Below are 15,049 nucleotides of genomic sequence, written 5' to 3' on the forward strand. Positions count from 1 at the left end.
ATGCCGCTTATGACACGCTCCGTATAGTGCCTGGCCGCCCAACCTGGCTGCTCATTAACCGGCCCATACTCAGCAACGACGAACTGATTCCGCAGGTCATTTCCTCCTCTGCTGAACAAGTATTAGCGCGTTTTCCGAATCGAAAGCTTGAAGCTCAGGATAGCGGCGTGGAGCTGTATTTATTGTTGAATTGAGCAGATTCTATTCTAAAATAACAAGGTTAACTATCTCACTTATAGCAAACTACCAGCGCAAACGGCTCCAGTGCGCTAGTAGCCAATCGATGAGGGAAGAGTTATTAGTTTGGCGCAATATGGAGTAAAAGGCCAGTGCGTGCGTCTGATTACCCCAGCGTATTGCCTGTCGCATTTCCCAGCGCAGACGCACGGCAAGAGCAGCTTTCTCCCCTTCATCTCGGCATAGAGCCAAGGCTTTATGACACGTTTGGATGGTAGAGTCCAGATGGGGGTCGGAGGGCAAATAAGCCGTGCGCGACATGGCTTGAGGATGCTTGCGCTTGCGGGTGGTTACCTCGTCCAGAAAATAGAAATGCCAGTTGCGTGCCGCCCGGACCCAGAAATCAAAATCTTCATAATACAGTGTTTCATCATAGCCACCCAGCTCGTCGAGGGTGGCGCGACGCATCATCATGGTAGGCGTACTGATAAAGTAGAGAGCCAATACAGTGGCAAACACATCACCCGAGGCCGGGCGCGGCTGCAGCCCTTTTGCAGTGCGCCGAAAATGATGACGCAGAAAGCGCGACTGCTCATCAATCAGCTCCGCATCGGAGTACACGACGCCATAGGTAGCCGGCAAAGACTGAAAAGCGGCCACTTGCTGCGCCACACGTTGAGGCAGCAGCACGTCGTCAGTAGCGAAATCAATTAAGAAAGCCCCCCGAGACTGTCGATAAGCTTGGTTGAAGCCGGTGCACAAACCCAGGTTTTGAGCATGCAGAGTGAGCTTCCAGGCAGGATTAGCGGCGGCGTACTCCCGCAGAATCGCGAGGCTGGCGTCGGTGCTGCCGTTATCTACCAGCAAAACTTCGAGCGCAGGGTAAGTTTGGGCCAAAATAGAGTCCAACGCCTCGCGCAGGAAAGGGGCGTGGTTATGACACAGCGCCACAATCGTCACCAGCGGCTGTGTTTCGCTGAAGGCGGGCTGGGGGGCATTTTTCTCTTCCTCAACCATTGCCACGCCGTAGATAAGACCGAAAGTATATCGCACTAAGCAGCAGCAACAGCCCGAAGCGGCCCGCATGAGCCAGCGGCGCCACCAGCAAACCGTAGTGCGGCAGCAGCCCTTGCAGCAACGCCACGTAGAGCATCGCCGAGCCTGCCTGCACCACCACGTAGCGCCCAACCTGAGCCTTGGCCGAAAGCAGAAACAGTAAAAGCCAGGATAAAAACTTGGCCCAATCGCCTAGCAGTTGGGGGGCAAAAAGGTAACTGGCCGCCGCAAACTGCTCGTCGAAAAGGAAAGGCAGCAGCCAGTCACGCAGTAGATAAAGCAGGCCCAGCCCGACGGCCAGCACCGGCGCTAACAGCATTATTACAGTGCGTACGTAAGCCCGCTGCGCGGCGGGTTGGGTGCTCAAGGCGGCCAATCGTGGATAATACACGCTGCTCATCACGCCGGTGAATACCATAGTGTAATTGTCCGATACTTTAGCCACGGCTTGCCAGAGGTCCGTTTGGGCCAGTCCGAAGCGGGCAATCAGCACTTCCCGAAGCGCAAAATTCACGGCCGTGCCAAACAAGAGCAAACTACTGGCCATCAGCAGAAAGCGGCCCAGCCCTCGCAGTGCGGCTTTGCTTACTCGGCCCCGCAGTCGGGGTAACAGACCCGCCCGCCAGCACGCCAGCACTGTAGGGAGCAGGGTAAGGCTTTGGGCTACTAGATACGTCAGCAGAACTTGCTCAATGGGCCATCCTAAAGCCAAAGCCCCTGCCACCCCACTTACCCCCAAAAAACTGAGCGCGACCGTCAGCCAAACATACGTGCGAAGCCGCCCTGCCGCTAGCAGCACCGCCCCCAGCAAGGCATGCACTGAGAGCATACCAATACCCAGAAAAACCAAATCGTCCAGCCTGCGGTGAGCTGAAATATCCCAACCAAGGGGCCTGGTGCCAGCAGCAATGCCAATCCACCCAGCAAAAGCCCCAATAAATTCAGAAGGATACCTGCCCCAAACCAGGCACGGTAGCGCCCTGAGCCGGCCCGCAGTGGAGCCAGATATTTCACCACCCCCACATGCACCCCATCGGTTGACAAAGTGGTGAACAGCGCTAGTAGATTCTGAAAATGAGTCAGCAGCGTAAGGCCGCCGGGGCCGCCGTAGAGAGCCAGCAACTTATTGAGCAGCAAGGCTCCACCCGCCCGCGCCCCGATACCGACACTAGAGCCCAGGGAGCCGCGCAAAAATCGCCCAAGCACCGTGGCTTCCGACTGGGGGGCAATTTGAGTAGCGTCGGGGGGCAGTTTGGAAGGCACAAATCAGGGGTTTACGAATTCACTTGCGGGCGTGAGCTGCCGCGCAGGATGATGACAGTGGAGCCTGTGGTTATCCGGGTGCAATATTACCGGCTGTAACCGTATTAATTTACTGAGGGAAGCAGACTTGCCAAAGCAGCTACTTAGCCTTCCATTCCAAAGTTAGCTTCAAGCTCAAAATGCCCCCCAGATGACGTTTGAACTGCAACAGGGACTGATTCAGGCCAGTAGGCAGCGTAGAGGTACCTAAGTCAAGTAAGGCCAACCCGCTGGCCCGGCCAAAAGCGTGCAAGCCTTCATTGAGCAGCACTACCGGGCTAAACGCATTGTAAGCCAGCGGGCTAGCTGGGTAGAAGTTGTAAAGTACACGCTCATTCACTTGAATAGCCACCGTAAGTGCCGCCCACTCACCAGTCGGGTCGCGCACCGAGAACAGAAAATGGTTGTTGGGAAATACCCGAAACAGTTCCGTTAGTCTTTCCTCGCTCAACGACAGGTGCTGACCCTTCTCCTCGCGGCAGCGCCGCAGAAACTCGTAGGCTCTAGGCAAAAAAAACAGTGGCTCCTGCTCAAAGTGAAAGCCATGGCGGCGGCACTTGGCCAGACGTCGCCGCTCCGAAGGATGCAGCCGCGCCTCAAACTCTTGCTCCAAAGGCAGATGATTATTTAATTCAGCTAGTGTCACTTTATAGCCTAACTGGCTCAACACCTGCGTCATTCGTGCGCTTCCCGCGGGGTCGTAGGCAAATGGATAGGCGCGTATGCGCAGCCGCCGCACTCCCATTTCCTTCAAGATGGAGTGCACGGCCAGCATGAAAGACTTCAGGGCCGCCGCCGATACTCCTGCGGCCATCTGTATTCCCCCAAACGGCGCCTGATATGGGCTATAAGCCAGCGTGTTAGTAGTGGCGTCAATAAAAACATGCAGTTGCGCGACGGTTTGGGCGCGGGCTTCGTTTTCGAGGTAAAACGCCAGATGCTGGCCCGCCGACCGTCGGAGGCGAAGGTGAGCCGACTGCATATACAAAAAAGACTCAAACGCCAGAGGCAGCAGCGGCTCGCTCCCCTGCCCATACCGCACCACGTACCGGGCCTCATTGGTAGAAAAAGCAAGCAGCTGGGCAGTGCCGATGGTGGAGTTCACTAAGGAAAATGTCAAATTCGGACTGCGAAATTACGAGTAAAACCGCGCGATTTTTCCCCTTATAAAGAATGATGTAGCTAAACCCCATTACTTCACCCGCAAGTCGAGGCCAATCTGACACGGAGCTTACTTACCTTAGAAACCGCAAACGCTCCCTTTCCCTTTTGCTGCATGGAACCTACTTCGTCGCCACTTACCGCCAACCAAGTGCCCGGCAGCCCGGAAACGGAGCACCCGACGGGTGTAGCCGACCGCGACGCGACGCGCCAGGCTAAGGAGCAATCCGTTGGTCAGCGGCCGGGTACCCTCACCATCCGCGCCGATGCCCTGACTCCGCGCCTGTTTATGATTTCGTACACCGCCGATTTCTTTCTGGAAAAAGAGTACGCCAGCTACGCGGAGCTGATCCAGTATTTCCAGGCCAATCCCAGCCTCAAGCACTGGATTGATATACGAGGTTACAACGATTTAGACCTGCTGCAACGCCTGATGGCCGATTTTGCCATTCACCCGCTTCTGATGGAGGATGTGCTCAGCGACTATCAGCGGGCCAAAGTGGATGTTCTGGAAGACGGACGGCTGTTTCTGGTTTCTCGCATGACGGAATTTACGCCCCTACTCGAAATCGACGACGACCAGCTCTCCATATTCACGGGCCCCAACTACATTCTCAGTTTTCAGGATGACTATGAAGATTGCCTGGAAGCCGTTCGTCATCGGCTGCGCTCAGGCTTCAGCCAGATAAAAAATCGCTCTTCGCTCTACCTGGCTTACGCCCTAACCGATATAGTGCTCGATCACTACTATCCGACCATGGCCGCCATCGGCGACTACATCGAGACGCTGGAGCATCGGATTCTGACCGGGCGGCGCGGCGACCGGCGCTTACTCAATCGGATTCTGCACGTGAAGAAGGATATCATCCGCTTTCGGCGCCTGGTGTACCCGGAACGCGAGAAAATATCAGAAATCCTGCGGCAGCCCGACGAGGTGATTCCCGATGATATTAAGCCATTTTTCCGCGACTGTTACGACCACGCCATCCAGAGCCTGGATTTGGCCGAGAGCTACCGTGAATCGGTCACCAGCCTCGTCGATCTGTTTATGTCGGACCAGAGCAACCGCATGAACGAGGTCATGAAGGTGCTCACTATTATCAGCAGCATCTTTATTCCCCTCAGCTTCGTGGTGGGCTTGTATGGCATGAACTTTCAGCGCGAAGCGCCCGATGGGAGCATCAATCATCTGAATATGCCGGAGCTCTACGAGCCCTGGGGCTACCCTATATTGCTGGGTATTCTGGCCCTGATCGTAACTTTTCAACTTGTCTATTTCTACCGTAAAGGCTGGCTGAGGAACAACTAACATTTAACAATAGGGCCTGCCTAATTAAAAGCAAAAAAACCTTAAAATCAGATAGTTAATCTGAACACGGAGCCTGCTGTGAGTACCAAAGAGACCCCTTGATACTGTAGAAGCGGTTGCACAAAAGCAGTTGCGTAAGGCCTGAATAAGTAAAAATGCCTCCCAAACGCTTCTTAAAGCATCTGGGGAGCATTTTTACCTGTTAAATGTTAAGTGTTAAGTGTTAAATGTTAAATGTTGTTTAGCGCCGGGTTTGCAGGGAAGTAGATGAGACGCGCGATGCGGGGGAGCTACCGGAATTGAGCGGGTTGTTTTTGTGCTTTTTGTAATAAGCAGTGGCCTCCCGATACGACTCCGATTTGCGGTCGGCCTTATCGCGCACGACGCTGTAATAGCGCAGAGCCGTTTTTATATCACGCTGGGCCGCAGCCATTTGCGCCAGACTTTGGTTGGCGTACACGTAGAACCCAACGGTTGTTTCGCCGGTAGCCTCCGCAAATACAATACACCGCTCATAATAGTCTTTGGCCTTCGCCTGGTCTTTGTAGCGCAACTGCATGAGCGAGCCCAGCATATAGGTGGCGTACTTACCACTCACGCCTTCGTAGCCGGGCATCCCCCGATTGATCTTAGCCAGAATATCGCGACTTACCCGCTCACATTCCTGGTTTTGCTGTTCCCGAAAGCAAGTCAGCGCATAGATGCGCTGGAAATAGCCATTGTCGGGGTAAGTGGTGGCCAGATAGCGCGCCACGGGAAGGCATTGGGCAGGATTATCTTCCTCATTCAGCAGAATCTTCATCAGGAAAAACTTGGCTTCCATTCCGGTATAAAAGCCATTATCGGCCACGGTGCGCAGTTGTTGCAGGCCCAGCTTCTGGTTGCCTTTGGGGAAAAAGAGCAGCACGGGCCGCAGCAAAGGATAGTTCTCCGCAATCCAGACGGCATAATAGTTCATCAGCGCCTCCCCAAGCAGAAAATCGGGGCTCAAGCCATTAGCTTCTTTGCTTTTAGCCAGATAATTGAGGGCACGCTTGCTGCTCACGGTAGCTTTGCGCCAGTTTGAACGCTCCGCGTTCAGCCGGGCATCGAAGCCATAGGCAGCGGAGAGAAAGAAGCAGGCTTCGTAATTCTTATTGTCGGCCTCGTATAGTTTCTCGCCGTAGGTAATTGCGGTATCCATGTAGGCATACAGCAGCTTATCGTACTTTTTCTCCTGCATATTGGTGGGTAGAATCTTCCACCAGGTGCTCAGGCCGAGCAGAAAATACGGCATTGGGTGCTCGGGATAGCGCCGCTTGAGCGACCGAAACTGCTTTTCGGCTTTATCAAATTTGAAGTTGTAGAGATTATCCACCGCGCCCTCCAGCTCCGTCTGGATATCCTGGTCGAGCAACAGCCAGCCTTGGGTATCAACAGCGCCGGGAAGCACCTCTACGTCAGCTACTTCTACGCCGGGCATTACTGGCACCGGCGGTATAGCACTCGAGCCTTGAGCCAGGGTTAGTAAAGGAAATAGGCCAAAAAATAAGAGTAAAAGTTTTCTATACATAGTACAACTTTAAAGCCTGCTTTACTTTCATCACCTGAAGTTAGAAACCTGCAAGATATATCGGCTATTGTGGCTATTTATCTTTGATTATTATAAAAAAAATAAACCCCGTCATCTTCTTGGGATAACGGGGTAATGCAAGCAATTAATGTACCTAAGACGCAATAAGAACTGAACAAATGCTCTAGTTCATTTTCAAATCGGTACGTCGTAGCTCCGTATCTACCGTGCGAAATAAGTAGTAAGTGCCGGTCATAGCTTCGTAGTGTAGGGCAACTTCAGGGACGGTGCTCACAAATGGCTGACCACCTACCAAGCGCCCCTGGGCGTCATAGATATACGCCCGGCGCGGAGCCGGCTCCGTGATTACGAATACGCGACGACCGGCCCCGAAGTCGAAGTACTGCACGGGCTTGCGGCCCGAGGTCAGAAAGTTCTGCGTCAGCAGCTGCCGGCCCGACGCGTCGAACAGACTTACCCTCCCGCCCTCTTCCCGGGCTACCACGTAGCCGCGGCGGGCGGGGTCGGGCACCAGGCGAAAGACCGAGTTGCGGCTCCAGGTTGCTATCCGGCCGCGGCTGACCACGTCGCCGCTCAGGTTGAAGGTAACTCTCTCCCCGTGCTGGTTAACTACCGTCAGGCGGGTGCGGCCCAGGGTAGTACCGCCCTCCACGAAAGCGCTTGTATTGAGTCGGGCCCCCACGCTAAGGGGGAAGCCAGGGTACAGATTGCCTTGCTGATTATAGGCATACACGTAGCCGTTTTCCAGCAGCGCCACAACAACTGTCCGCCCGCCAACGACCAGGTAATGCGGTGGTGCGGCCAGGCTGAAATCCAGGCGCTTAGGCTGCCAGCCAGAGAAGGCCTGACCATTGGTATCGAATAAAAACAAATTGCTCCCGCCGCCGCCTACCAGCAAACCGGGGGGCATTTTTCCGATGGCTGGTCCGGCGGTAAGCGAGTTAGCACGCACCGTATCGGGTAGGTTTAAAGGAAAGTTCGGGGCCGGGCGGCCCTGCGGATCGAGCAGGTGCAGCTGGGTGGGCGTAGCCAGCAGATAGCCCAAATCGCCCCCCACCGGCAACCGGCTGATTGGCCCAACCAGCGGCCCCGGCAGCGTATCGGACCAGGCCACCACGTTGTCGGGAGTCACGTAGTGCAGCACCTGCGCCTTATCCTGCACCAGCACGCCGGGCAGCCGGGCCCCCTGAACAGTTACCAGGGTGGGTGAGCTTGCTAAAGGCGTTTTGAACGTGAGCAAGCCGCCCGTGGCATTGAGGCCTTGAGGGCTTGCCACGGCCGGACCCACTGCCGGATGCCGCAGTAGCAGCTGGGTATAGTATTGGGTATCCGCATCGGCCTCATTAGCAGGGGGCACAAACTGCAGGGCCAGTTGCGGAAAGCGCTTAAACAGGGCTTCATTGCGCAGCAAACCCGCCCGGCGCTCCTCTACCAACGCCCGCAGCAGCACGTTCCAGCTGTTGCGGGTGTCCATTATCAGACTTAGGCGGGCCAGCGGCTGGGTTTCCTGCAGAAAGGCCACCTGAGCCGGCGAGCTGCTCCAGGTAGCTTTACTAGCCACATCAGTCAGCCAGGTGCGCAGGGTGGCGGCGTCTTTGCCAAAAGCCAGATAATCACCGACCTGCGCCACGACGGGTGCCTCCTCGAAGCCGGTAAAAAAGCCCCCCAGCAGGCGGCTGGGCAACTCGGGCACACCGCCCTGGTAAATTCGGTAAGCTCCTACGCGCTCAAAGGAAGGGCTGGCACCCGTGAGACGGCGCAGCTGACCGAGTAGCGTAGCCGTACGCAGCGGATCGGGGCAATAGACTAAGGCAAGCTTGGCCGGCACCTGGCGGGGCGACGCCGAAGCCAGATAGCACAAAGCTGCCTCCCGGCTGAATGAGGCCGTCAGGCTGTCGAGCAGGGAGCCGGTACGGGCCGCGAGGGTATCCGTGGCGGCCGACCACCGCGCCACGGGCAGCGTGGCCATATCCTGCAGGCCCAGATGCAATAGTAAGGCGGTGCGCAGGGGCAGCACGTCGGCCATGCGCAGGCGCTGGGCGGGTTGGCCGCGCAGGCGCTGGTGCAGGGCGTCGCGGGTGGTTTCGGGGTTGGTGAAGCCGTTGAATAAAATCTTATTGCCCACGAGTTTCATGCCGAGCAGGCCATTGCGACTCAGGCCCGTAATACTTTCCAGGCTAGGCCGCAGCTCCGGACGAAAGAATACGCCCAGAAAACGCGGAAACTGCCGGTAATTGAGCAGCAGCATCGCATCAACGTCCTTGTGCTGGAGGTAGTCGGTATTTTGAAAATCGGCGGCTACAGAAGGTAGCTCTGGTTGCTCTAGGCGTCTTACTACCGTTTCTACCAGGCCCGCATTGGTGCTTATAATAAGTTGGTTGCGGTAGTTCAGAAACGTAATGCCATGACCCGTGCCGCGCTGCCGGACATCCGTAATCTGCTGCCCGCGGTACTCCCTTGTCGTTACGCGGTAGCGCGCATCCTGGCCCAAGCCGTTCAATAGGCCCCGTAGCTGCCGGTACTCTCGCACGGTGCTAATGGGCACCTGGAACAACAGATCGAAGGTGGTGGGACCGGTAACGTGCACGGAGGTGAGAACCAGCTTAGTGCCCAAAAAACGCAGCACTACGCTTTGGCTACCGGCAATACTATCAATCAGGGCCACGTTTTCCTCTACCTGCTGAAAATAGCGCACGCCGGTCAGGTTGTCCCAGATCTGGGTTTCCTTCAGATGACGCACCAGCGTCGGATGGTCGCGGGTGGCGGTAACCAGCACGGCATCGTCGGGCACCAGCGCCCAAGGGTCCACGGGGGTGCGGGCCACCGAACGGCGGTAATACAGGTAGGAGCCGAGGGCCGAAACCAGCAGCAGTCCTGCCAAAAACACCAGAAGCTTCTGCGACATTAGGTGGCCAGGGAGCGTGACAAGCGGTAAAGGTAGCTATTCGGCGAAGTGGACCGCAAGGTTGTGGGCGGCGGGCCGCAAAGGCAGTCAGCTAGCACTAAATAGAACGTTCTGCTTATCTAGCGTCCCGCCAGGAGGCAGCTCGCGGGCAGTCGTTGTGCTGGTACTCTCATGCTGAGCTTGTCGAAGCATCTCGCGTGTTAAGTCAGATTACTAACCCTACATCAGCACGCGAGATGCTTCGACAAGATCAGCATGACAGTACCATTGAAACAAAACGCGATGCAGAGCAAAGCGAAGCATCTCGCGTGCGGTCATTGCTATACAAAAGGCGGTCATGCCTCATCTGGCGTCCGCTTGTCGAAGCATCTCTACTGCTTCGTTGTAATGCTATAAGATTACTAACCAGTAGAGATGCTTCGACAAGCGGACGCCAGATGAGGCATGACAGTACCAGCACAACGACCGCAAACGAAATGCTTCCTGTCGGGACGCTAGATAAGCAGGACGTTCTGGGGGGCTTTTTGTGGGCTGGTTCTTCCTCCTTCGCGCTAGCCCATATGGTCGATACGCGCTTGCCTCCCTATCTTCCGGCCATGAATGAACTCATCCTGGGCGACAACCTGGAAGTGCTGCGCCACATGCCCGCCGAGTCGGTGGACCTGATTTACCTCGACCCGCCGTTTTTCTCTAACCGCACGTACGAAGTTATCTGGGGCGACGCCGGGGAGCGGCGCTCCTTCGAGGACCGCTGGAGTGGGGGCATCATGCAGTACATCGACTGGCTCAACGAGCGGGTGCGCGAGCTGCACCGCATCCTCAAGCCCACCGGCTCCCTCTTCCTGCACTGCGACTGGCACGCGGACGCGTATATCAAGATTTTTATTCTGGATAAGCTGTTTGGGGAAGAGAACTTCCGGGCGGAAATCGTGTGGCAGCGGACCAATGCTCATTCTGACGCAAAGAAGAAAATTCCAGTAGTGAATGATGCCATCTATTACTATTCTAAATCAACCAAGAATACGTTTAACCCAATCTATGGAGGGCATTCTGCCAAGCATTTAGCTGAGGAATACCGACATGATGATGAGAATGGGCGAGGGCGTTATCTGCGGGCTGATATGGCGGCTCCAGCTAATGGAGGAATGTCGGCCATTAATAAAGAGACAGGCAAGCCGAATGGATGGTACGAGTACAATGGTTGGACACCGCCAGCATTAGGTTGGCGGTTTTCACGGGAAACGATGGAAAAATTAGATGCTGAGGGTCGCATCTGGTTTCCAACGAATAAAGATGGTACGCTGGCTTATCAGAACCGGCCGCGGCTGAAGCGTTATTTAAGTGAATCCAAAGGCACTTTGCTTACTAATCTTTGGCTGGACATTCCGCCGGTTCATTCCCGTTCCAACGAACTCATCGGCTACCCGACCCAAAAACCCGTCGCCTTACTAGAGCGCATTATTGCGATGGCCTCGAACGAGGGCGACGTGGTGCTGGACCCGTTCGTGGGCGGGGGCACGACGGTAGTGGCGGCCGAGCGCCTCAAGCGCCGCTGGCTGGGCATCGACCAGAGCGTGCAGGCCGTAAAAGTAACCGAGCTGCGCCTGCTTCAGGGCCGCGACCTGTTCAGCCAGGACTTTGCCGTGCGCCTGCACAAGTACGACATCGACACGCTCAAAGCTCAGAATCCCTACATTTTTGAAGGCTGGCTGGTGACGCAATTTGGCGGTACACCCAACGTGAAGCGCCGCGGCGACCTGGGCCTGGATGGCACCAGCCGCGAGGGGTTGCCCCTGCAAGTCAAGCAAAGCGAGAAAATCGGCCGCAACGTGGTCGATAACTTCCGCGCCGCCGCCGAGCGCCACGACGCGGCCCTGTTTGCGCGGCAGCGGGCCAGCGGCGAGGCGGTGGGCTACATTCTGGCCTTCAGCTTCGGGAGCGGGGCCGTGGAAGAAGTGGCCCGCCTGCGCACCAAGGAAAACATCCGCATCGAGCTGGTCCGGGTAGAGGACATCGTGCCCCTGGCCCACAAGCCCCGCCTGAGCGTGGCGGTGCAGGCCCTGGCACCAGCCGGCAACGGTGGCAAGCGTCCGGTGCAGCTCGCGGCCACCGGCCAGAGCCCCGCCGGCCTGGAGTTCTATGCCTGGGATGAGCGCCACGACCCGACCCAGGGCTTCCGGCCCAGCATTCTGCTGGACAAAACGGGCATTCAAACCTTCCAGCTCAAGCCCGGCACCCACACCATTGCCGTGCAGGTAGTGGACAACGACGGCCTGAGCGCCACCGAAGTAGTGCGCGTATTCGTGAATGGCGAAGTGCGGGTAAGCTGAGTCGGGGCGGAAAGAATAGTCTAGCGTGGTCCTACCAATTCCGCGAAGCGGTTGGTAGAACCACTATCGTGAAACGACCTCGCGTGTTATTGTTCAACGATAGTGGTTCTACCAACCGCTTCGCGGAATTGGTAGGACCACTCCGGCAGACAAAAAGCCCCCCAGAAGCTATGGGAGCTTTTTTGACCACAGTAGCTTATGCAGCATTTCGCGGTATCAGGTCATCAACCCCAAACGGCATCAAACGGATGAATTCCTTACTTTATCTTGCTTACGGCCCGAGCGATATTTGCAGTGAAGCCATTTATAGCATCCTGTCTTACAACCAGGTAGCCCAGAAGTCGCCGGCTGCTATCTGCATTTATACAGATAGACCGGAAGAGTTTCAGAAGGTACTGGGGGAGCAGAAAAACATTTATTACCCAGCTATTTCCACCGAGCAATGGCAGGCCTGGCAGGGCAGCCGCGTGTACTTGCTCAAGATTGCGGTGCTGGAACACGCAGCGGCTAACTACCCTGGCAATCTGCTGTTTGTGGATACCGATACCATTTGGCTGCGCGACCCGGCGCCCGTTTTTCAGGCTATTGGCGAGGGCCAGCGCTTCATGCACGTTTGCGAAGGGCCAATGGCCGAGGGCAACGAGCTGAGCCGCAAAATATACCATCGTCTGAAAAAGCATCAATGGCATATTGGTAGCTATGATCTGCACATACACGCTACTACCCAGCTCTACAACTCTGGGGTAATAGGGCTTTCCAGCCCCGCCGCAAAGGCGCTACCGGATGTGCGCGAGCTGGCCGAGGTGCTGTACGCCGCCTACAACCGGCACATTATGGAGCAGTTAGCTTTCAGCATGCGGTTTCAGGTAGATGGCCCAATTGCCGAGGCGGCGCCGTATGTGCTGCACTACTGGAATCTGAAATCAATCAGGCCCACCCTGGCTACTCTCTTTCAAAAGTACCAGCACTGCGGCCCCGATGAGCTGTATGAGCGGGCCACTCGCCTCGATATTCCGCGCCTGCACCAGGAAGAGTTTGCTTACCGCAACCTGCCCCGCTGGCGCCGCACAATGCTCAAGCTAGTCGGCCGCCACTGGCGCCTGCCCAAGCTGGAAGTATAGCCCGCTCCTTTATCTTTTTCAGGCTCAATTTGCCCCCCAGCGCTACCCTACCGGACTGGACAGGGCTTTTCTTTTCTATCTTCCGCCCCTGAATCTATCTCTACCCTCTCTCATGCCTGAAAAACAAGGTCAGTTTCAACGCGCCATTACCCTCTTCGATGCCATCATGATTGTGACCGGCAGCATGATTGGGTCTGGTATTTTCATTGTTTCCGCCGATATATCCCGGAAAGTAGGCTCGCCGGGCTGGCTGTTGGTGGTGTGGCTGGTCACGGGCTTTATAACCCTGGCCGGGGCGGTAAGCTACGGCGAGCTGGCCTCCATGTTTCCGAAGGTGGGCGGGCAATATGTGTACCTGCGCGAGGCCTACAACAAGCTCGTGGCCTTTCTATATGGCTGGTCGCTGTTTCTGGTTATCCAGACGGGCGTAATTGCGGCGGTGGCCGTGGCCTTTGCCCGGTTTGTGGGCGTGCTGGTGCCGTGGTTTAGCGAAGAGCACATCTTGTTCTCCATTCTGGGCTTCCGGTTCAGTACGGTGATGCTGCTGGCCGTGCTTATGCTGGTGGGCCTGACGTGGGTGAATGCGCAGGGCGTGCGCGGCGGCAAGCTCATTTCCAATGTGTTCGGTACAACCAAGCTGGTGGCACTGGCCCTGCTGATTATGTTTGGTTTGGCGCTGGGCATCAATCAGGAAGCTGTCAACGTCAACTTTAGCGATATGTGGCAGCCAGCCAGCTTCTCACCTACGGGCGAGGCCGTGCCGCTGAGTATCTGGGGGCTGGTTGGTGCCATTGGCCTGGCTATGACGGGCTCCTTGTTTAGCTCCGACGCCTGGAACAACATCGGCTTCTCCGGCGACGAAATCGTGCGGCCCGAGCGCACTATCGTGCTCAGCATGGCTATTGGTACGGCTATCGTTACGGGCCTGTATCTGCTTATTAATCTGGTATATCTGCTGGTGCTTCCCCTGCAAGGAAGCCCTGACGCGACCGATATTCTGGGGCGCGGCATTATGTACACGAAAGGCGATTTGGTAGCTACGGCCGTGGCCGAGAGCATCTTGGGCCGGGCCGGGGCCTACGTCATGGCCGTGCTGATTATGATCAGCACGTTTGGCGCTAATAACAGTATCATTCTCAGCGGCGCGCGTGCCTACTACGCAATGGCTAAAGACGGCTTGTTTTTTCCCGGCATGGCGCGGCTCAACAAAGCCGGCGTACCCGGCGTGGCGCTGTGGGCCCAATGCCTGTGGGCCTGCGGGTTGTGCCTGACGGGCTCCTATGGGCAACTGCTCAACTATGTGATGTTTTCGGTGATTCTGTTTTATGTCATCACCATCATCGGCATCTTCATTCTGCGCCGCACGCGCCCCGATGCGCCCCGCCCTTATAAGGCGTTGGGCTACCCGGTTATTCCGCTGCTCTATGTCATTCTGGCCTCTGCTTTCTGCGTTATTCTGCTCGTTTCGCCCGCCACGGCCCGCGACTCCGGCCTGGGGTTGCTGCTGGTAGCGGTGGGGGTGCCGGTGTACTTCTTCTTCGGCAAGCAGTTTGCCGTCCGCCCCGAGTCGAAAGTGAAAGCTTAATATTTATAACTCACAAAAAAGCCCCCCAGTGATTAACTGGGGGGCTTTTTTGTGGGCGGTACTGCTAGCTTATTTTTCTTGGCGTTGCTTAGCATTCTCAGTGCTGGGTTGCAGGCTGATGGTTAGTGGGGCGCTACTGCTAACAATCACGTCGCGGTCCTGGTAGCCACCGTAGCCGTAGCGGAGCGTTTTCTTGCCGGCGGCAGGTACTTCTAAAGAGAAAACACCTTGTCCGTTGGTGGTGACGGCTAGTGCGCTGCCCTGCAAATAAACCGTGGCACCAGCTAATGGCTGGCCTTGCTCGTTGCGAATGCGGCCGGTAAGCACCACCGAAGCGGCGGTAGCGCTGGCGGAAGCTGAGGCAGCTATACCCACCACTGAAGCTGCCGGGGCAGCATTGTTTTCCTTTTTAGCCTTGGGGGCAGAGTCCGTTGCGTGAGCAAAATTAGAGAGCAGGCAGCTTGCTACTAATGTCAGAGCCATAACTGGCCGGGTCAGGGCCTTGAGGGTAGTGAGGAGGGTCATTGCGG

The 15,049-nt window shown here is 56.4% G+C and carries 12 protein-coding genes; 5 read left to right on the forward strand and 7 right to left on the reverse strand.

The window, feature by feature from the left end:
• Positions 1 to 194, forward strand: a 194-nt coding sequence (locus MKZ35_RS21785; protein WP_482515325.1) for a hypothetical protein, incomplete at its 5' end; no start/stop codon positions are given.
• A 49-nt stretch (positions 195 to 243) separates the two neighbouring features.
• Here MKZ35_RS21785 and MKZ35_RS21790 read toward each other — a convergent pair.
• From MKZ35_RS21790 to MKZ35_RS21805, 4 genes are all read right to left on the reverse strand, one after another.
• Positions 244 to 1,230, reverse strand: a complete 987-nt coding sequence (locus tag MKZ35_RS21790) for a glycosyltransferase family 2 protein (protein ID WP_482515326.1) — start codon at positions 1,228 to 1,230, stop codon at positions 244 to 246.
• Positions 1,187 to 2,062, reverse strand: a complete 876-nt coding sequence (locus tag MKZ35_RS21795; protein WP_482515327.1) for an MATE family efflux transporter — start codon at positions 2,060 to 2,062, stop codon at positions 1,187 to 1,189. The genes MKZ35_RS21790 and MKZ35_RS21795 overlap by 44 nt, the downstream gene beginning before the upstream one ends.
• Complete coding sequence (locus tag MKZ35_RS21800) at positions 2,023 to 2,496, reverse strand: hypothetical protein (protein ID WP_482515328.1); 474 nt, start codon at positions 2,494 to 2,496, stop codon at positions 2,023 to 2,025. Before MKZ35_RS21800 ends, MKZ35_RS21795 begins: the two co-directional genes overlap by 40 nt.
• Positions 2,497 to 2,635: 139 nt before the next feature.
• Positions 2,636 to 3,655, reverse strand: a complete 1,020-nt coding sequence (locus MKZ35_RS21805) for a hypothetical protein (protein WP_482515329.1) — start codon at positions 3,653 to 3,655, stop codon at positions 2,636 to 2,638.
• A 156-nt stretch (positions 3,656 to 3,811) separates the two neighbouring features.
• Here MKZ35_RS21805 and corA point away from each other — a divergent pair, with 156 nt between their 5' ends.
• Positions 3,812 to 5,005 (forward strand): magnesium/cobalt transporter CorA, encoded by a 1,194-nt coding sequence (gene corA, locus MKZ35_RS21810; protein ID WP_482515330.1) that lies wholly within the window; start codon positions 3,812 to 3,814, stop codon positions 5,003 to 5,005.
• 241 nt (positions 5,006 to 5,246) lie between these two features.
• Here the strand turns inward: corA and MKZ35_RS21815 are convergent, their stop codons facing one another.
• Together MKZ35_RS21815 and MKZ35_RS21820 are read right to left on the reverse strand one after the other, a co-directional pair.
• The gene (locus MKZ35_RS21815; RefSeq protein WP_482515331.1) at positions 5,247 to 6,467 is read right to left on the reverse strand and encodes a tol-pal system protein YbgF; all 1,221 of its coding nucleotides are present in this window, start codon (positions 6,465 to 6,467) and stop codon (positions 5,247 to 5,249) included.
• A gap of 274 nt (positions 6,468 to 6,741) precedes the next feature.
• On the reverse strand, positions 6,742 to 9,483 hold the full coding sequence (locus MKZ35_RS21820) for a hypothetical protein (RefSeq protein ID WP_482515332.1): 2,742 nt from the start codon (positions 9,481 to 9,483) through the stop codon (positions 6,742 to 6,744).
• 596 nt (positions 9,484 to 10,079) lie between these two features.
• On the opposite strand from MKZ35_RS21820, the gene MKZ35_RS21825 reads away from it, so the two are divergent.
• The 3 genes from MKZ35_RS21825 (at position 10,080) to MKZ35_RS21835 (ending at position 14,519) form a co-directional block, all read left to right on the forward strand.
• A complete protein-coding gene (locus MKZ35_RS21825) occupies positions 10,080 to 11,813 on the forward strand; it encodes a site-specific DNA-methyltransferase (RefSeq protein ID WP_482515333.1) in 1,734 nt (577 codons plus the stop codon).
• 248 nt (positions 11,814 to 12,061) lie between these two features.
• Complete coding sequence (locus MKZ35_RS21830) at positions 12,062 to 12,934, forward strand: hypothetical protein (protein ID WP_482515334.1); 873 nt, start codon at positions 12,062 to 12,064, stop codon at positions 12,932 to 12,934.
• 112 nt (positions 12,935 to 13,046) lie between these two features.
• Positions 13,047 to 14,519 carry an APC family permease gene (locus MKZ35_RS21835; RefSeq protein ID WP_482515335.1) on the forward strand — a complete coding sequence of 491 codons (1,473 nt, stop codon included), beginning with the start codon at positions 13,047 to 13,049 and terminating at the stop codon, positions 14,517 to 14,519.
• 69 nt (positions 14,520 to 14,588) lie between these two features.
• Here the strand turns inward: MKZ35_RS21835 and MKZ35_RS21840 are convergent, their stop codons facing one another.
• Positions 14,589 to 15,044: a carboxypeptidase-like regulatory domain-containing protein gene (locus tag MKZ35_RS21840; protein ID WP_482515336.1), complete on the reverse strand. Its 456-nt coding sequence runs from the start codon at positions 15,042 to 15,044 to the stop codon at positions 14,589 to 14,591.
• Positions 15,045 to 15,049: the final 5 nt, after the last annotated feature.

Source organism: Hymenobacter sp. R533113 (assembly GCF_056835965.1).

What these genes read in the sequence shown, in the direction of transcription:
- MKZ35_RS21795 (WP_482515327.1), bottom strand. Translation starts at nt 2,062, where the DNA reads ATGCTCTCAGTGCATGCCTTGCTGGGGGCGGTGCTGCTAGCGGCAGGG.
- corA (WP_482515330.1), top strand. Translation starts at nt 3,812, where the DNA reads ATGGAACCTACTTCGTCGCCACTTACCGCCAACCAAGTGCCCGGCAGC.
- MKZ35_RS21815 (WP_482515331.1), bottom strand. Translation starts at nt 6,467, where the DNA reads ATGCCCGGCGTAGAAGTAGCTGACGTAGAGGTGCTTCCCGGCGCTGTT.
- MKZ35_RS21820 (WP_482515332.1), bottom strand. Translation starts at nt 9,483, where the DNA reads ATGTCGCAGAAGCTTCTGGTGTTTTTGGCAGGACTGCTGCTGGTTTCG.
- MKZ35_RS21825 (WP_482515333.1), top strand. Translation starts at nt 10,080, where the DNA reads ATGAATGAACTCATCCTGGGCGACAACCTGGAAGTGCTGCGCCACATG.
- MKZ35_RS21830 (WP_482515334.1), top strand. Translation starts at nt 12,062, where the DNA reads ATGAATTCCTTACTTTATCTTGCTTACGGCCCGAGCGATATTTGCAGT.
- MKZ35_RS21835 (WP_482515335.1), top strand. Translation starts at nt 13,047, where the DNA reads ATGCCTGAAAAACAAGGTCAGTTTCAACGCGCCATTACCCTCTTCGAT.
- MKZ35_RS21840 (WP_482515336.1), bottom strand. Translation starts at nt 15,044, where the DNA reads ATGACCCTCCTCACTACCCTCAAGGCCCTGACCCGGCCAGTTATGGCT.